Here is a 16726-nt window from a genome sequence, read left to right as displayed (position 1 = left end):
AAATGGCTGCTCAGCTCAAGCTGATCCAGGAAGGCAAGGATAAGGACTCCATGGACCGTCAGAAGGCGCTCGACGCAGCGCTCGCCCAGATCGATCGCGCGTTCGGCAAGGGCAGCGCGATGAAGCTCGGCTCGAAGGAGACGATGCAGGTCGAAGCGATCTCGACCGGCTCGCTCGGGCTGGATATTGCGCTTGGAGTCGGCGGACTTCCCAAGGGCCGCGTGATCGAAGTCTACGGGCCGGAAAGCTCGGGCAAGACCACGCTGGCACTGCATGTCATCGCCGAAGCGCAGAAGGCCGGCGGCACCGCTGCCTTCATCGATGCCGAGCACGCGCTCGACCCGGTCTATGCCAAGAAGCTGGGCGTCGACATCGACGAGCTGATCGTCTCGCAGCCCGACACCGGCGAGCAGGCGCTCGAAATCACCGATACGCTGGTGCGCTCGAACGCGATCGACGTGCTGGTGGTCGACTCGGTCGCCGCGCTCGTTCCCCGGGCGGAGATCGAAGGTGAGATGGGCGACAGCCACGTCGGCCTCCAGGCCCGCCTGATGAGCCAGTCGCTGCGCAAGCTGACCGGCTCGATCAACCGTTCGAAGTGCATGGTGATCTTCATCAACCAGCTGCGCATGAAGATCGGCGTCATGTACGGCAACCCGGAGACCACCACCGGCGGCAATGCGCTCAAGTTCTATGCCTCGGTCCGTCTCGACATCCGCCGTACCGGGCAGATCAAGGACCGTGATGAAATCATCGGCAACGCAACCCGCGTGAAGGTGGTCAAGAACAAGGTCGCGCCGCCGTTCAAGCAGGTCGAATTCGACATCATGTACGGCGAGGGCATCTCCAAGATCGGCGAAATTCTCGACCTCGGCGTCAAGGCCGGCATCGTCGAGAAGTCGGGCGCCTGGTTCTCCTACGATTCGATTCGCATCGGTCAGGGGCGTGAGAACTCGAAGAACTACCTGCGCGAGAATCCCGAGGTCTGCGAACGTCTTGAAAAGGCGATCCGCGCCAAGACCGAAGGGCTGGCCGAGGAAATGATGGCAGGCCCCTCGGACGAGGATGGCGCCGAATAAGTCGTCCGCCCCTTTGCAGGAACAGGAACCCCGGTGCGTTGCGCCGGGGTTTTTGCTTGGGGGAGGCACGGTGCGCGAAGGCCTGCGCGACCGGCAAAGCTACCTCCGGCGTAGCCGATTTGCCGCATATCTGCGGATTATCGCAAAAACCGAACAGCCTGACGGTGCCTTATAGCTTGTCGGTTTCGCGCCTGTGCCTTATCGGCCCGAATTATGCAGACGACCAACGAAATCCGCCGGTCCTTCCTCGACTATTTCGCCAGTAATGGTCACGAGGCCGTCCAGTCCGCGCCGCTCGTTCCCTACAACGACCCGACGCTGATGTTCGTGAATGCCGGCATGGTGCCGTTCAAGAACGTGTTCACCGGCCTTGAGACCCGCGCCACCCCGCGCGCGACGTCCTCTCAGAAGTGCGTACGCGCCGGCGGCAAGCACAATGACCTCGACAATGTCGGCTATACCGCGCGCCATCACACTTTCTTCGAAATGCTGGGGAATTTCTCCTTCGGCGATTACTTCAAGGAACAGGCGATCACCCACGCCTGGACCCTGCTGACAAAGGAATGGGCACTTCCGGTCGAGAAGCTGCTGGTGACGGTCTATCACACCGACGACGAGGCCTTCGACCTGTGGAAGAAGATCGCCGGCCTGCCTGAATCGAAGATCATCCGCATTCCCACCAAGGACAATTTCTGGGCGATGGGCGACGATGGCCCGTGCGGTCCGTGCTCGGAAATCTTCTACGACCACGGCGACCACATCTGGGGCGGCCCTCCGGGAAGCCCCGAGGAAGACGGCGACCGCTTCATCGAGATCTGGAACCTCGTGTTCATGCAGTTCGAGCAGGCCGCGGGCGAAATCGTCGGCGATCTGCCCAAGCCCTCGATCGACACCGGCATGGGGCTCGAGCGTATCTCTGCAGTCATGCAGGGCGTCCATGACAATTACGACATCGACACCTTCAAGGCGCTGATCGCCGCTTCCGAGCACCTCACCGGCGTGGCCGCCGAAGGCGACAGCCGCGCGAGCCACCGGGTCATTGCCGATCACTTGCGCTCGACCAGCTTCCTGCTTGCAGACGGCGTGCTGCCGTCGAATGAGGGCCGCGGCTATGTCCTGCGCCGCATCATGCGCCGCGCCATGCGCCATGCGCACCTGCTGGGCGCCAAGGACCCGCTGATGCACCGCCTCGTGCCGGCGCTCGTCGCCGAGATGGGCCAGGCCTATCCCGAGCTCGGCCGCGCGCAGCCGCTCATCGAGGAGACGCTGGAACGCGAGGAAGTGCAGTTCCGCCGGACCCTGTCGAACGGCCTCAAGCTGCTCGACGAAGCCACCGCCGAAATGGGCGAGGGTGCCCGCCTGCCCGGTGAGACCGCGTTCAAGCTCTACGACACTTACGGCTTTCCTTATGACCTGACCGAAGACGCCCTGCGTTCGCGCGGCATCAGCGTCGACAAGGATGGCTTCGACGCCGCCATGGCGCAGCAGAAGGCCGCTGCCCGTGCGGCCTGGAAGGGGTCGGGACAGACCGCCGACAACGAAGTCTGGTTCGACATCGCCGAGCGCGAGGGTGCGACCGAATTCACTGGCTATACTTCGACTTCGGGCGAGGGCCGCGTCGTGGCGCTGGTGAAGGACGGCAAGGAAGTCGAAACCGCTTCGGCCGGCGATGAAGTCATCGTCCTGACCAACCAGACCCCGTTCTACGGCGAATCGGGCGGACAGGTCGGCGATGCAGGCACGATCACCGGTCCCGGCGGCCTTGCCATCGCGATTGCCGAGACCGCCAAGCCGCTTGGCCGCCTGCACACCATGACCGGCAAGGTCGAGGCCGGGCAGATCAAGGTCGGCGAGACGGTGAACCTCGTCGTCGACGTTGTGCGCCGCGATGCGATCCGCGCCAACCACTCGGCCACCCACCTGCTGCACGCCGCCCTGCGCAACCGCCTGGGCGATCACGTCACGCAGAAGGGCTCGATGGTGGCGAGCGATCGCCTGCGCTTCGACTTCTCGCATCCCAAGGCGCTCGAGGCCGAGGACATCGCTGCGATCGAGGCTGAAGTGAACGCCGAGATCCGCGCCAACGATCCGGTCATGACCCGCCTGATGACACCCGACGATGCCATCGCTGCTGGCGCCATGGCGCTGTTCGGCGAGAAGTACGGCGACGAGGTGCGCGTCTTGTCGATGGGCCGCAGCAATGGCGGCAAGACTTACTCTGTCGAGCTGTGCGGCGGCACCCACGTCAACGCAACCGGCGACATCGGCGTGTTTCGCATCGTATCGGAAAGCGCCGTCTCCTCCGGCGTGCGCCGTATCGAGGCGCTGACCGGCGAGGGCGCGCGCCAGTGGCTGGTTGGCCGCGAGGAAGCGCTGAAGAATGCCGCCGGTATTCTGCGCACTACCCCCGAAGACGTCGAAGCCCGCGTCGCGGCCCTGCTCGATGAGCGCAAGAAGCTCGAGCGTGAACTGGCCGAGGCCAAGAAGGCGCTGGCGCTCGGTGGCGGCGGCGCTGCCGCGGCCGGTCCGGCCGACGAGGAAGTCGATGGCGTGAAGTTCTCGGGACAAGTCCTCGAGGGCCTCGATCCCAAGGAACTGCGCGGACTGCTCGACCAGGCCAAGCAGCGCCTCGGTTCGGGCGTGGCGGCGATCGTGGCGATCAACGAGGGCAAGGCATCCATCGCCGTGGCCGTGACCGACGATCTCAAGGACAAGGCCAGCGCGGTCGATCTCGTGCGCAAGGGCGTCGAGGCGCTCGGCGGCAAGGGCGGCGGCGGTCGTCCGGACATGGCGCAAGGCGGCGGTCCCGACGGTTCGAAGGGCGCCGATGCCATCGCTGCGGTAAAGGCGGCGCTCGCCGGCTGATCGGCCGGATGTAATGGAGATGTCGGCAATGGATCCGGGGCGCAATGACATCGGCCGGATCGTTGCCGAGATCGCCGAGGAAATGCGCGGCCATGCGCATCGCGGCAAAGTGGCGGACTACATTGCGCCGCTCGCCTGCGTGCCGCTCGAGAAATTCGGTCTGGCCGTGGTCATGGCCGACGGCACCGTTCACTGCGCGGGCGATTCCGACGAGCCGTTCTCGATCCAGTCGATTTCCAAGGTCTTCGCGCTCACTCTCGTGCTGGGCGCGGTGGGCGACCAGTTGTGGAAGCGGGTAGGGCGCGAGCCGTCGGGATCGGCTTTCAACTCGATTGTCCAGCTCGAGACCGAACACGGCATCCCGCGCAATCCTTTCATCAATGCCGGGGCAATCGTCGTGTGCGATGTCCTGCTGGGAGGGCTGCAGCCGCGCGAGGCGATTGGCCAGATGCTGCGTTTCGTGCGCGAGCTGGCGGGCGACGACACCATCGCCATCGACGAGACGGTTGCCCGCGCCGAACAGGAGACCGGCTTTCGCAATATGGCACTGGCCAACTACATGCGCGCCTTCGGCAATATCCATGCGCCGGTCGACCTGGTGTTGGGTACCTACTTCCACTTCTGCGCGCTGGCCATGAGCTGTCGCCAGCTTGCCCTGGCCGGGCGGTTCCTGATGGCCGATGGACGCAATCCGGTGAGCGGCTTCAGCGTCGTCACCCCGCGCCGGGCGCGGCGCATCAATGCGCTGATGATGTCCTGTGGGCACTATGACAATTCAGGTGACTTCGCCTATCGCATCGGCCTGCCGGGCAAATCGGGCGTCGGTGGCGGCATACTTGCGGTCGTGCCGGGAATCGCCAGCATCGCCGTTTGGTCGCCGGGGCTGAACCGCAGCGGCAATTCGCATCTGGGGCAACTCGCGCTCGAACGGCTCGTGCAGAAGACCGGGTGGTCCGTGTTCGATCCGCGCGTCGGCAGTCAGGCGTGAAGGCTGTCCTCGAGCGATGAGGATTTGAGCGCGGGTTTCTCCGTGAGCCCGCCCTGTTCCATGATGCTTTCGCGAAATTCGTCGCGCTTCTCGTGGATCGAGGCGATGACAGGCCCCATGGCAACGCCGGTTTCGATCAGCACCGCTTCCGACAACTGCAGCGAGCTTTCCAGCGTTTCCGGCACGGCATGGGTTGCGCCGGCGCGGTAGAGCTGGGCTGCGTGCTCGGGATCGCGAGCGCGTACGAGAACCGGAAGGTCGGGGAATTGCTGGCGCAGCTTGCGCACCATGCGTTGGGCCGTGACCGGTTCGTCCATGGTCAGGATGACCGCGTTGGCCTGATCGGCACCGAGCCGCATCAGGGCATCGCCGCGTCCGGCATCGCCGAAGGAAACGGTATAGCCAAGGCGCTTGCCCTGGCTGACGAGGTCGGTGTCCGAATCGATGGCGATGTACGGCTTGTTGTGAGTGGCAAGCATGTCGGCGACAAGGCGACCGACGCGCCCGAAACCGACGATCACGGTGTGCGGCTCGCCGGTATGCTCGGGCGGCTGGTGCAGCGGCTCACCGGCATCGACGCGCCGTGCCATCATGCGCCCGAACAGCGATAGCAGCGGCGTAACGGTCAGGCCGATGGCGGTAACGATCTGCCAGAACATCGCCGTGCCGGGCTGGATCAACTGCGCCGATCCGGCCGCGGTAAGCACGATGAGCGTGGTTTCCGAAGGGCTCGACATGAGGATGCCGGTTTCGGTCGAAGTGCCGCGCCTGGCCCCCATCATGCGCAGAAGCAGCCCGGTCACGACGGCCTTGAGCAGGATGACGCCGACCGTGGCGACGAGGATCGAGCCGAGGTTCTCCCAGATCACCTGCAGGTCGATGCTCATGCCGATGGTGATCAGGAAGACACCCAGCGCGAGCCCCTTGAACGGCTCGGTGATCTCCTCGACTTCGGAATGGTATTCGGTTTCGGCGATCAGCAGGCCGGCCACGAGGGCCCCGACGATCGGCGAGAGGCCGGCGGCGGCGGTCGCCAGCGAAGCGAGGATGACGACCAGCAGGCTGGCAGCCAGGAACAGTTCCGGGCTCTTCGTGCGTGCCGCTTGGGCGAACACCGGCGGCAGCAGGTAGCGCCCGAACACCAGCAGCGCGAAAATGACGACGGTGCCCCAGATCAGTGTGTTGATGAGGTTGCCCATCCCGTCGGCTTCGGCATGGGGCGCCAATGCGCCGAGAAGGAAGATGATCGGGACCAGCGCGATGTCCTCGAACAGGAGCATCGAGAGAGCGGCTCGTCCGACCGGCGTCGTCGTGTTGGTGATCTTGAGGACCAATGCGGTCGAGGACAGGGCGAGGGCAAGGCCCAGTGCCAGCGCGCCGGTGAAGTTCTGGCCGATGGCCGAGAGGATGAAGGTCAGCGACCCGCCGATGACGATGAGTTCGAGCGAGCCGAGCCCGAAGACCAGTCTTCGCATTTGCCACAGTCGGCCGAACGACAGCTCGAGCCCGATGGAGAACAGCAGGAGGATGATGCCGAACTCGGCGAAGACCTCAAGCCCGCTTGGGTCGGTAATGGTTATGTGGGCGAGCCATGGATAGTCGAAGACGTGGCGCCCCAGTCCGAACGGCCCTACCAGCACGCCGACCAGGATGAACCCGATGACCGGCGTAATGCGAAAGCGCGAGAATACCGGGATGACGATGCCTGCCGCACCGAGGATGACGAGAGCGTCGGAAAGAACGGGTGAGTAGAGTTCGCTGGAGCCGGCCATGTGCCGGTCACTATGGCAGGCGAAGCGAATTTGTCACCTTCGAAGCTGCATTTTCGGGCCATTTGCGCTGGCAGGGCAGGGGCTTGCAGGCGCGAGGTACGACAGGGGCGGTGACGCGGACGACTGGGCATACCCGCGTAACTTCACTTGGCGTTCAGCAAAGCGCTGGTTATAGACCCCGCCATGTTCGAACGCTCGCGTCTGAAGACCGCCCTGCTTGCCGCTGCCACTGGCGCGATTGTCCTCACTGCCGGTTGCGCCGGTCGCGGGGGGGCAAACAAGGACACCGCCTACGTCGCACGCGACGTCGACACCCTCTATGCCGCGGCCAAGGAGCGCCTCGACACGGGCCGCACCAAGCAAGCCGCTGCGCTGTTCGACGAAGTGGAGCGCCAGCACCCCTATTCGCCCTGGGCCCGCCGCGCCCAGTTGATGAGCGCCTTCAGCTATTATGCCGCACGCGACTACAACAAGGCGATCCAGTCGGCGCAGCGCTTCCTGTCGATCCATCCGGGCAACAAGGACGCGCCTTACGCCTATTATCTGATCGCCATCTGCTACTACGAGCAGATCAGCGACGTGACCCGCGACCAGCGCACGACCGAGCAGGCGAAGCAGGCGCTGACCGACATCACGCGCCGCTATCCGACCACGCCCTACGCGGCGGACGCCAAGCTCAAGCTGGACCTTGTCAACGATCACCTCGCCGGCAAGGAGATGACCATCGGCCGCGCTTACGAGCGTCGCGGCAAGTGGCTGGCTGCAACGCTGCGCTTCCGTAACGTGGTCGACAACTTCCAGACAACCAGCCACGCGCCTGAAGCGCTGTTCCGCCTCGTCGAGGGATATCTCTCGATGGGCATTCCAGAAGAGGCGCAGAAGGCCGCGGCGGTGCTGGAGGCAAACTATCCGGGCAGCAAGTGGTACGACCGCGCATACAAGCTGATGACGCGTTACGCTCCGGAGAACGTCGCAGCCTAAATGGTGCGGGCCGTCCATTAGGGGATGGGTTTTCTCTACTGGACAGGTTGACATGATACTGTGCCCCCGCGCAGTGTCCCGTCATGCTGTCGCAGAAAACCCGTTACACCATCCGCGCCCTGCAACATCTGGCTGACAACTACCTCAAGGGCTGCGTGCGTCTCGACGAGATTGCAACGGCGCAGAACATCCCGCGCAAGTTCCTGACGGTGATTCTCTCCGAACTGGCGCGCGACGGCATAGTCATCTCCCACAGGGGGCGCTCTGGCGGCTATGAGCTGGCGCTGCCGCCGGTCGACATCCGCTATGGCGACATCATCCGCATTACCCGCGGCAGTCTCGCGCTCGTGCCTTGCGCCAGCCGCAATGCGCACGAGACCTGCGCCAATTGCCTGCCGGAGGCCGAATGCCGCCTGCGTGGCCTGATGCTGACCTTGCGGGACGAGACCGCCAACATGCTCGACCGCCTGACCCTGGCCGACCCGGTCGATCCCGAGCCGCCGGTCCTCGCCGAGCCTGAATACTGATTTCCGCTTGCCTCGGGCCGTTGCGCTTCGCGCACAGTTGGGGGAAACTGGCAGGCAAGGCGCGCAATCGCGGGTGACGCGCGAAAAAGACTTCGCTAGAACGCTTCGCGAACATGCTGACCCGGCTTTCCATCCGCAATATCGTATTGATCGAGGCGCTGGATCTCGATTTCGCCGGAGGGCTTGGCGTCCTCACCGGTGAAACCGGGGCGGGCAAGTCGATTCTGCTCGATGCGCTGGGCCTGGTGATCGGCAACCGAGCCGACAGCGGGCTGGTGCGGGCGGGCGAGCCGAAGGCCAGCGTGACTGCCAGCTTCGAATTTTCAGCGCTTCCGCCTGCCGTCCATGCGGTGCTCGAGGATGCCGAGATCGATGTCGAGCCGGGTGAACCGCTGATCCTCAAGCGCCAGCTCAAGGCGGACGGCGGCTCGAAGGCCTTCCTCAACGACCAGCCGGTGAGCGTCGCGCTGCTGCGCGAAATCGCGCCGGCGCTGGTCGAGATTCACGGCCAGCATGACGATCGCGGTCTCGTCAATCCGCGTGGACACCGTGAACTGCTGGATCGCTTTGCAGGCGGAGACGTCGCCGGCGTCGAGGCGGCTTGGAAGGACTGGCGTAAGGCCCAGGATACGCTGGACGAAGCGCGGGCCCGGGTCGCCAAGGCGGCCGAGGACCAGGACCTGCTGGTCGCACACCTTGCCGAACTCGACGCGCTTGCACCGGAAGAGGGCGAAGAGGAGCAACTCGCCCACGCGCGCGCCGACATGCAGAAAGGCGAGAAGCTCTCCGAGGACCTCTCGGCACTGCAGCACTTGTGGGAGGGATCCGATTCGGCGCTTGCCAGCATGCGCGGCGCGGCGCGGCGGCTCGACCGCATCGCTGGTGAGCACGAATTGCTGGCCGAGGCTCTGGCCGCGCTGGACCGCGCGGTGATCGAGGCGAGCGAGGCGGAAGAAAAGCTCGAGCGCGCTGCCGAGGCGCTGGCCTTCGATCCGGCCGAGCTGGACAGGATCGAGACGCGCCTGTTCGATCTTCGCGCCGCAGCCCGCAAACACGGTTGCCAGGTCGATGACCTGCCCGGTCGCATGGCGCAAATGCGCGAGGATCTGGCGGCCATCGAGGGCGGCGAAGAGCAGGTTGCGGGGCTTGAAAGGGCGGCGGGCAAGGCCGCGCTTGCCTACCATCAGGCGGCGAGCGCCCTGCACGACCTGCGCCGGGCGGCGGCCAAGCGGCTCGATGTGGCCGTGGCGTCGGAACTGGCCCCGCTCAAGCTCGATGCGGCGCGCTTCCAGACCTCCGTGGCAAAACTGCCCGAGGAGCGCTGGGGGCCGCAGGGCATGGACGCGGTCGAGTTCCTGATCAGCACCAACCCCGGCGCCGATTTCGCGCCGCTCGCCAAGATCGCCTCGGGCGGCGAGCTTTCGCGCTTCATCCTCGCGCTGAAGGTCGCGCTGGCCGAAGAGGGCGGGGCTTCGACGGTGATCTTCGACGAGATCGACCGGGGCGTGGGCGGCGCGGTTGCCTCGGCGATCGGCGATCGCCTGGCGCGGCTCGCCAGCGACGGGCAGCTGCTGGCGGTCACGCACAGCCCGCAGGTCGCGGCACGCGGGCGTCGGCACTACATGATCGCCAAGTCCAGCGAAGGCACGGTCACGCGCACCTCTGTTACCCTGCTGGGCGACGGCGACCGCAAGGAAGAGATCGCCCGCATGCTTTCCGGCGCGGAAGTGACGGACGAGGCACGGGCCCAGGCCGACAGGCTGCTCGAAGGCGTCTGAACGGCCTCCCGCAACGCGTTCGGAGCCAATTGCCTTGCGAGCCGTTGCAAAGGGCATGGCTACGCCGCAATTTCCCTACTGGCTCCACGCGCTGTCCATTGTCTCGCTGATCCTTGGCCTTGCCTGTGCCATCGTCATCGCGCTCCATCAGCGAAGCCATCCGCCGAAAATGGCGGTCATGCAGTGGGTCTGGCCGCTGGCCGCGCTTTTCGGCAGCGTGATCTGGCTGGCGCTCCATTTCCGGGCACAGCGGGCAGACGAAGACGTGCCGATGTGGTTGTCGGTTGCCAAGGGTGCAAGCCACTGCGGTGCGGGTTGCACACTGGGCGACATTATCGCTGAATGGCTGGCCTTCGCTTTCCCGGCGATTGCCGTCTGGCTGGGCTGGCACACGGTCTTCGCCGAGAAGACGTTCGCGGTCTGGATCCTCGATTACGTTCTGGCTTTCGGCATCGGCATAGCCTTCCAGTACTGGGCCATCGTGCCTATGCGGGACCTGTCCTTTGGCAAGGGCGTGACGGAGGCGGTCAAGGCGGACTTCCTCTCGATCGGCGCTTGGCAGGTGGGCATGTACGGCCTGATGGCCGCCGGACAGTTCCTCTGGTTCCGGCCCGCCTATGGCGACATCGCCGAAGTCGCCTCGCCCGAATTCTGGTTCCTCATGCAGATCGCCATGCTTGGCGGTTTCGTGACGGCCTACCCGGTGAACTGGTGGCTGGTGCGCGCCGGGATCAAGGAGCGGATGTAGCCTCTTCGCCCCGCTGGTTGAGCACGATCAGCAGCAGGACGTAAGACGCGCCGAAAATCCACGAGCAGTAGAACGGATCGCGCCCGGCTTCGATCTGCCACATCTGGTACCCGGCCCCGGCCAGCGCCTGGAACAGTCCCCACCAGTTGGCGACCGCGCAGGCAATGCCGACCTTGGCTATGCGCACGCCGCCGGCAAAGGCCGTAGCGTCCTTGCGGCCCGAGATCATCTGCGCTCCGCCCCACAGCAGGAGCACGCCTGCCGCGGCCTCCAGCGCGAACACGACGATCATGGCAACCACCACCAGCGCGGGTGGCGGCACCGGCAGCAATGTCACCGGATAGGCCTTCTGGTCGGCATGGCTGGTCACGTAAGTGAAGAAGGCCTGTGCAGCTTCGATATTGGCAATGTTGTGCACGACATAGAGCAGTGCCATGGCACCGAGAATGAGCGCGAAAAGCGCTTTGAGGAGCCTGTCGATCATGGCTATCTCCCTGTTGCCCGCCCGCAGGTTAACATGGGCCGGGACGAATAAGGAAACGGACCGCCAAGTGGCATCTGACAGCGAATCGATCACCGAAGCCGAAGCCGCCAACGAACTGATGCGCCTTGCGCGCCAGATCAATCGCGCCAACCGCCTCTATCATGCCGAGGATGCGCCGGAGATTCCCGACGCCGAGTACGACGCCCTCGTGCGCCGCAATGCGGAACTGGAAGCGGCCTTCCCCGATCTTGTGAGAGCGGACAGTCCATCGAACCAGGTCGGTCACGAAGTCGCGGCCTCGCCCCTGTCCAAGGTTCGTCATGAGGTTCGCATGATGAGCCTCGACAACGCCTTCACCGACGAGGAAGTGGGCGAATTCGTCACGCGCGTGCGACGTTTTCTCTCGCTCTCGGCGGATGAGCCGGTGGTCATGACCGCCGAGGACAAGATCGACGGTCTGTCCTGCTCGCTGCGTTACGAGAACGGCAAGCTGGTGCGCGCGGCGACGCGCGGCGACGGACAGGTGGGCGAAGACGTCACCGCCAATGTCGCCCACATCCCGGACATCGTGCAGGAGTTGCAGGGCGAAGGCGTACCCGAGGTCTTCGAGGTGCGCGGCGAAGTCTACATGGAAAAGGCCGCTTTCCTCGCACTCAACCAGGCTCTGATGGAGGATGCGCGCAAGGCTGCCGAAGCCAGGGGCGAGACGCTCGACGAAAGCAAGGTTCGCCAGTTCGCGAACCCGCGCAATGCCGCCGCCGGTTCATTGCGCCAGAAGGACGCCAGCGTCACAGCCCGGCGTCACTTGCGCTTCTGGGCGCATGGCTGGGGTGCTGCCAGCGAAGTGCCGGGCGAAAGCCAGCATGAGGTCGTGCGCAGGATCGAGGCCTGGGGCCTGCCGGTCTCTCCTCAGTTCCGTCAGTGCCGCTCGCTCGACGAAATGCTGGCTGCCTACCGCGAGATCCGTGACGGTCGCCCCGACCTGCCGTTCGAGATCGACGGCGTCGTCTACAAGGTCGATCGGCTCGATTGGCAGCAGCGCCTTGGTTTCGTGGCGAAGGCGCCGCGCTGGGCCATGGCGCACAAGTTTCCTGCCGAGCGAGCCGAAACGACGCTGGAATCGATCGACATTCAGGTCGGCCGCACCGGCAAACTGACGCCGGTCGGGCGGTTGAAGCCCGTGCTGGTCGGCGGCGTCACCGTCACCAACGTCACGCTGCACAACCGCGACGAGATCGCGCGCCTTGGCGTGCGGCCGGGTGATACGGTGGTGCTGCAGCGGGCAGGGGACGTCATCCCGCAGGTTGTCGAGAACCTCACCCGCGAGGCCGAGCGCGCGCCTTTCGAGTTCCCCGATCATTGCCCCGAATGCGGCTCGGAAGCCGTGGCAGAGGAAGGCGAAGTCGATGTGCGGTGCACCGGCGGCCTGATCTGTCCGGCCCAGCGCACCGAGCGCCTCAAGCATTTCGTGAGCCGCGCCGCGCTCGACATCGAGGGGCTGGGCGAAAAGACCATCGACGAATTCTTCGCCAAGGGCTGGCTGGAAAGCCCTGCTGATATCTTCCGTCTCAAGGACCGCAGGGACGAGATCCTCGCGCTTGAGGGTTGGAAGGACAAGTCTGTGGAAAACCTGTTGAGTGCTGTGGAAAGCAAGCGCGCTCCCGATGCCGCGCGGCTGCTTTTCGGGCTCGGCATACGCCATGTCGGCGCAGTCACTGCGCGCGACCTGATGAAGCGGTTCGAGACCCTGCCGGCCCTGCGCGCCATTGCCGAGAAGGCGCATGTGAAGGACGGTGAGGAACAGGCCGCCCAAGCTTCGGAAGCCTATGCCGAACTCACGTCCATCGACGGGATCGGACCGGCCGTGGTCGAAGCACTGGGCGACTTCTTCCACGAGGAGCACAACCGCGAGGTCTGGGACGACCTGCTCTCGCTGGTGTCGCCGCCGCCCTACGTCGTGGAGACGAGGGACAGCGCGGTTGCAGGCAAGACGGTGGTTTTCACCGGCAAGCTGGAAACGATGAGCCGCGATGAGGCCAAGGCCCAGGCCGAGCGTCTGGGAGCCAAGGCATCAGGATCGGTTTCGCCGAAGACCGATCTGGTCGTGGCCGGGCCGGGAGCCGGGTCCAAGCTGAAGAAGGCGGCGGACCTGGGAATCGAGGTGATCGACGAGGCGCAATGGGCGGAAATCGTGAAGGCTGCCGGCTGAACACGCATCAGCCGCCCGTGCCCCGGTGATTTCCGCCCATCGGCCGCTCCATGACTGGGTCGGGTCAGGAGCGGCGGCTCTGCCTTTCGTGAATCTGGCGATAGTGCTGAACACGCGTCGCACGGAGTCCGGGCATGCCTTCGCGTTCTATCGCACGTTGCCACGAGGCCAATTCCTCGAGGGTCAGGCCGTAGCGTTCGCAAGCCTCGGTTGCCGACAGCAGCCCGCCATTGACGGCTGCGACGACTTCCGCCTTGCGCCTCACGACCCAGCGCGACGTATTCGCTGGAGGCAGATTCTCTCGCTTGAGAGCTTCACCCAGGGGCCCGACGACCGTCTCAGGACGGGTCCGTTCAGATTGCAGCATGTGATGCCTTTCGAGCTAGTTAGTACCAGCCCCCCTTGGCCTCAGATTCTTGGCTCAAAGTGTTAATGACCGCTCACTTGAAATGGTTAATTTCATCTTAGGGAACGAACTCCAAGAGTTTGAGTAACTTGGGTAATCTTCCAGAGTGTGAGCGGCTGATCGTTTACTTTTGCTTCACGTTTCTTAACCTCTCGGTCCCGGTGCCGAATGGATGTGCAAACCTCTGAATTCGTGCGGATTGCTCCCAGGAGGCGAGGGCCAAAGGAAGCGGGCGCGTTCCTCGCCGGGGCCGCTGCCCGGCCGCCGCAGACGCTGAAAACGCGGCTTCGAAGGGCCTGGAATGACTTTTTGGCGCGGTTATCGGGATGACCTGCGCGAAGAGTGCGATGGGCCGTTGCCCGGGGCTTTCCGTTGGACGCCCGAAACCTTTCGCGCAGAAGTGCCAAGGCGCGCTGCCGTTGCCGCAGCGGTCCTTCGCCAGATCAGGAATCGGTGGGGGATGAGGCCCGATGCGCGGTACAGTATTAAGCCGCGCATCGGGATCTATGCGCAGGGTCCTAGCGGCGCTTGCGCAACCACAAAATCGACCAGTCGCCGTTTACGAGTCGGGCTGCGAGTCGCATTCCCGCCTTGCGGCAGGCAGAGCGCACGGCGGCTTCCTGAGTCTCGAGCAGACCCGCCAGGAGCAGGTGCCCGCCCGGAACCAGCGAGGTCGCGAAGTCCGGGGCAAGGCTCACCAGCGGGCCGGCCAGGATGTTCGCCATGATCAGGTCGTAGGGCCCGCGCGCCGCGAGCAGGGGATGGTTCATGCCATCCGCCACCGTCATCACGAGTTGGCCGCCGCGCGGCCCCATGGCGATGCCGTTCGCGGCGGCATTGTCGCGCACGACGTCGACGCAGACCTGATCGATGTCGCTGGCCGTCGCGAGCGCCGATGGCCAGAGCGTCAGCGCGGCGAAGGCGAGAAGACCGGTGCCGGTGCCGATATCCGCGCAGTTGCGCACGACCACGCCCTGCTTGCGCATGTGCGTCAGCATCGAAAGGCAACCCGCGGTCGTCGCGTGCTGGCCCGTGCCGAAAGCCTGGCTGGCGGGAATGGTGAAGTCGGTCACGCCCGGTTCGTTCACAGCCGGGTGATCGGGCGTGTGGACGTGAAAGCGACCGGCGCGGATCGGCTCGAGACCCTGCTGGCTTGTAACGAGCCAGTCGGTGTCCGGCAGCTGCTCGACGATCAGTTCCGGAACCTCGCCGGCAAAGAGCGCGGCAATCGCGCCTTTCTCGGCTTCGCCCGGCTCGTCCGCGAGCCAGGCTTCGAGTTGCCAGTCGTCCGGCTTGTCCTCGGCGATCTCGCTTCCGGACAGGACGATCTGCGGATCCCAGTCGAAGGCGTCCTCATGGGCGAGGAGGGCACCCTCGATGACGCTGCGCGGGGCAAAGGCGGTGATCTTCCAGCTCACTGCGCGGCCTCCCCGGCTTCCTCGGCGAGGCGCTTGGCGAAATAGCTTCCTGCAGCCTGCGAATAGGCGGCGCAGGCCTGTGCGTTCACCAGTGGGGCCTTGCCTGAAAGGCGGTCGAACAGGTTGCTGGCCGAGGGGTGGGGGGTGACGAGAATGTCGCAAGGCAGCTGGGCGATTCGCGACAGGCCGGTGCGGATCCTCGCGATGCGATCGGGATGATCGGAGAAGCGATAGTCGTCGGCCGAGATCGTCGTGGCACTGTCCGCATAGGCGATCATCCTGCAGGTGAAGGCTTCGTCGCAGGCCTGCCAGGTCCAGCTTGCCGATCCGGGCGAGTGGGCGGGAGTTTCATGTACGGTCAGGGCAAGCCGGCCAAGCGTGACCGAGTCCCCGTCGACAAGGACGCGCGCGACATGGACAGGGGGAAAGCCCTCGATCAGGCCGGACTGGGGGTCATCGGCAGAAGGCTTGCCGCTTTCCAGCACCTGCCGAGCCGAGGCCAGAGCGGCGATCTGCGCGCCGGTGGCCTTCTGCAGCTCGGCAATGCTGCCGGCATGGTCATGATGTTCGTGGCTGGTGAGAACCCAGCGCACGTCCGCGGGATCGAAGCCAAGCCTGCGGATGTTGGCGAGGACCAGCGGCGCGGCGTCAGCCGGGCCGCTGTCGATCAGGACATGCCCATCGTCGGAGGTGACGAGGATCGAGGCGATGCCGCAGGTGCCGACGTACCAGGTGTTGCCATATATATGCGCAGGCGGTGCGGGGTGCGACCAGCCTTCGCGGCCGTCGAGGCCCTTGCAGGCCGTCGCTAGAGTGGTTGGGGGCGCTTTGGCCGCGCTGTCGCGGGCCTGTGCGATCGAGGGGGGAGTAGCGGCGATCAGCGCCGCCAGGACCATGTACTTGACGATGCGACTCATGTGGGCCGCTTTAGTCCCCACCCGTTACATAGGCCAGTAGGCGCGCGATAAGTTGCCTTGCGGAACTTGCACGCTGCCGCGATTTGGCTAAGGGGACTTCGACGAAGGCAGTGTCACTGGCTGCCGCAGGCAAGGGGATTCGCAAGAGCATGGCAAACGCCGGTACCAAGAACCGTCCGCTGTCGCCGCACCTCCAGATCTGGCGCTGGGGTCCGCACATGTTCGTTTCGATCATGCACCGCGTGACCGGAAACGGAATGGCTTTCGCTGGACTGGGCGTGCTGTTGTGGTGGCTTGGCGCACTCGCAAGCGGGCCTGCCGCCTATGCGACTTTTGCATGGGCCATGACCACTCCGATCGGTTACATCGTGCTGGTCGGCATCTCCTGGGCCTTCTTCACCCACATGATGAGCGGCCTGCGTCACTTCGTGCTCGACATCGGCGCCGGCTTCGAACTCAAGACGAATCGCACCTGGTCGATCCTTTCGCCGGTCCTGGGCGTGGTTTTCACCGTCGCCTTCTGGGCGATCCTGCTGCTTCGCTGAGGAACGAAA

The 16726-nt window shown here is 65.0% G+C and carries 14 protein-coding genes; 9 read left to right on the top strand and 5 right to left on the bottom strand.

Going from position 1 to position 16726, the window contains the following annotated elements:
- Window positions 1-2 precede the first annotated feature (2 nt).
- The 3 genes from recA (at window position 3) to PP1Y_RS21310 (ending at window position 4932) form a co-directional block, all read left to right on the top strand.
- Window positions 3-1079 (top strand): recombinase RecA, encoded by a 1077-nt coding sequence (gene recA / locus PP1Y_RS21320; protein ID WP_007014750.1) that lies wholly within the window; start codon window positions 3-5, stop codon window positions 1077-1079.
- Window positions 1080-1292: 213 nt separating this feature from the next.
- Window positions 1293-3944 carry an alanine--tRNA ligase gene (alaS, locus tag PP1Y_RS21315; protein ID WP_013834050.1) on the top strand — a complete coding sequence of 884 codons (2652 nt, stop codon included), beginning with the start codon at window positions 1293-1295 and terminating at the stop codon, window positions 3942-3944.
- Window positions 3945-3972: 28 nt separating this feature from the next.
- Window positions 3973-4932 carry a glutaminase gene (locus tag PP1Y_RS21310; protein ID WP_013834049.1) on the top strand — a complete coding sequence of 320 codons (960 nt, stop codon included), beginning with the start codon at window positions 3973-3975 and terminating at the stop codon, window positions 4930-4932.
- Here the strand turns inward: PP1Y_RS21310 and PP1Y_RS21305 are convergent.
- Entirely contained in the window at window positions 4923-6704 is a 1782-nt protein-coding gene (locus PP1Y_RS21305; protein WP_013834048.1) for a cation:proton antiporter, read from the bottom strand. The genes PP1Y_RS21310 and PP1Y_RS21305 overlap by 10 nt on opposite strands.
- 183 nt (window positions 6705-6887) lie before the next feature.
- On the opposite strand from PP1Y_RS21305, the gene PP1Y_RS21300 reads away from it, so the two are divergent.
- The 4 genes from PP1Y_RS21300 (at window position 6888) to PP1Y_RS21285 (ending at window position 10738) form a co-directional block, all read left to right on the top strand.
- Window positions 6888-7685, top strand: coding sequence for an outer membrane protein assembly factor BamD (locus tag PP1Y_RS21300; RefSeq protein WP_013834047.1), 798 nt, complete (start codon window positions 6888-6890; stop codon window positions 7683-7685).
- Between the two features lie 83 nt (window positions 7686-7768).
- Complete coding sequence (locus tag PP1Y_RS21295; protein WP_013834046.1) at window positions 7769-8212, top strand: Rrf2 family transcriptional regulator; 444 nt, start codon at window positions 7769-7771, stop codon at window positions 8210-8212.
- Window positions 8213-8325: 113 nt separating this feature from the next.
- Window positions 8326-9990 (top strand): DNA repair protein RecN, encoded by a 1665-nt coding sequence (gene recN / locus PP1Y_RS21290; RefSeq protein WP_013834045.1) that lies wholly within the window; start codon window positions 8326-8328, stop codon window positions 9988-9990.
- 55 nt (window positions 9991-10045) lie between these two features.
- The gene (locus tag PP1Y_RS21285; RefSeq protein ID WP_013834044.1) at window positions 10046-10738 is read left to right on the top strand and encodes a DUF4396 domain-containing protein; all 693 of its coding nucleotides are present in this window, start codon (window positions 10046-10048) and stop codon (window positions 10736-10738) included.
- On the opposite strand, the gene PP1Y_RS21280 is transcribed toward PP1Y_RS21285, so the two are convergent.
- Window positions 10722-11222 carry a DUF2165 family protein gene (locus PP1Y_RS21280; protein ID WP_013834043.1) on the bottom strand — a complete coding sequence of 167 codons (501 nt, stop codon included), beginning with the start codon at window positions 11220-11222 and terminating at the stop codon, window positions 10722-10724. The genes PP1Y_RS21285 and PP1Y_RS21280 overlap by 17 nt on opposite strands.
- A gap of 118 nt (window positions 11223-11340) precedes the next feature.
- Between PP1Y_RS21280 and ligA the strand changes: the two genes are divergently transcribed.
- Window positions 11341-13431 carry an NAD-dependent DNA ligase LigA gene (ligA, locus tag PP1Y_RS21275; RefSeq protein WP_232512747.1) on the top strand — a complete coding sequence of 697 codons (2091 nt, stop codon included), beginning with the start codon at window positions 11341-11343 and terminating at the stop codon, window positions 13429-13431.
- A 64-nt stretch (window positions 13432-13495) separates the two neighbouring features.
- Here ligA and PP1Y_RS21270 read toward each other — a convergent pair whose 3' ends face one another.
- The 3 genes from PP1Y_RS21270 to bla all read right to left on the bottom strand — a co-directional run bounded on the left by PP1Y_RS21270 (window position 13496) and on the right by bla (window position 16172).
- On the bottom strand, window positions 13496-13798 hold the full coding sequence (locus PP1Y_RS21270) for a DUF1153 domain-containing protein (protein WP_013834041.1): 303 nt from the start codon (window positions 13796-13798) through the stop codon (window positions 13496-13498).
- Window positions 13799-14355: 557 nt separating this feature from the next.
- The gene (locus tag PP1Y_RS21265; protein ID WP_013834040.1) at window positions 14356-15255 is read right to left on the bottom strand and encodes a 50S ribosomal protein L11 methyltransferase; all 900 of its coding nucleotides are present in this window, start codon (window positions 15253-15255) and stop codon (window positions 14356-14358) included.
- On the bottom strand, window positions 15252-16172 hold the full coding sequence (gene bla / locus PP1Y_RS21260; protein ID WP_051010090.1) for a subclass B3 metallo-beta-lactamase: 921 nt from the start codon (window positions 16170-16172) through the stop codon (window positions 15252-15254). The genes PP1Y_RS21265 and bla overlap by 4 nt, the downstream gene beginning before the upstream one ends.
- Before the next feature lie 149 nt (window positions 16173-16321).
- Between bla and sdhC the strand changes: the two genes are divergently transcribed.
- Window positions 16322-16717 carry a succinate dehydrogenase, cytochrome b556 subunit gene (gene sdhC, locus PP1Y_RS21255; protein ID WP_013834038.1) on the top strand — a complete coding sequence of 132 codons (396 nt, stop codon included), beginning with the start codon at window positions 16322-16324 and terminating at the stop codon, window positions 16715-16717.
- Window positions 16718-16726 lie beyond the last annotated feature (9 nt).

This window comes from Novosphingobium sp. PP1Y (assembly GCF_000253255.1).
GTDB lineage: Bacteria > Pseudomonadota > Alphaproteobacteria > Sphingomonadales > Sphingomonadaceae > Novosphingobium.
The sequence above is the reverse complement of the archived record's forward strand: the minus strand, read 5'-3'. Positions and strand labels throughout refer to the sequence as shown.

Coding starts and splice junctions, on each gene's coding strand:
- recA (WP_007014750.1), top strand. CDS start 3: ATGGCTGCTCAGCTCAAGCTGATCCAGGAAGGCAAGGATAAGGACTCC.
- alaS (WP_013834050.1), top strand. CDS start 1,293: ATGCAGACGACCAACGAAATCCGCCGGTCCTTCCTCGACTATTTCGCC.
- PP1Y_RS21310 (WP_013834049.1), top strand. CDS start 3,973: ATGGATCCGGGGCGCAATGACATCGGCCGGATCGTTGCCGAGATCGCC.
- PP1Y_RS21305 (WP_013834048.1), bottom strand. CDS start 6,704: ATGGCCGGCTCCAGCGAACTCTACTCACCCGTTCTTTCCGACGCTCTC.
- PP1Y_RS21300 (WP_013834047.1), top strand. CDS start 6,888: ATGTTCGAACGCTCGCGTCTGAAGACCGCCCTGCTTGCCGCTGCCACT.
- PP1Y_RS21295 (WP_013834046.1), top strand. CDS start 7,769: ATGCTGTCGCAGAAAACCCGTTACACCATCCGCGCCCTGCAACATCTG.
- recN (WP_013834045.1), top strand. CDS start 8,326: ATGCTGACCCGGCTTTCCATCCGCAATATCGTATTGATCGAGGCGCTG.
- PP1Y_RS21285 (WP_013834044.1), top strand. CDS start 10,046: ATGGCTACGCCGCAATTTCCCTACTGGCTCCACGCGCTGTCCATTGTC.
- PP1Y_RS21280 (WP_013834043.1), bottom strand. CDS start 11,222: ATGATCGACAGGCTCCTCAAAGCGCTTTTCGCGCTCATTCTCGGTGCC.
- ligA (WP_232512747.1), top strand. CDS start 11,341: ATGCGCCTTGCGCGCCAGATCAATCGCGCCAACCGCCTCTATCATGCC.
- PP1Y_RS21270 (WP_013834041.1), bottom strand. CDS start 13,798: ATGCTGCAATCTGAACGGACCCGTCCTGAGACGGTCGTCGGGCCCCTG.
- bla (WP_051010090.1), bottom strand. CDS start 16,172: ATGAGTCGCATCGTCAAGTACATGGTCCTGGCGGCGCTGATCGCCGCT.
- sdhC (WP_013834038.1), top strand. CDS start 16,322: ATGGCAAACGCCGGTACCAAGAACCGTCCGCTGTCGCCGCACCTCCAG.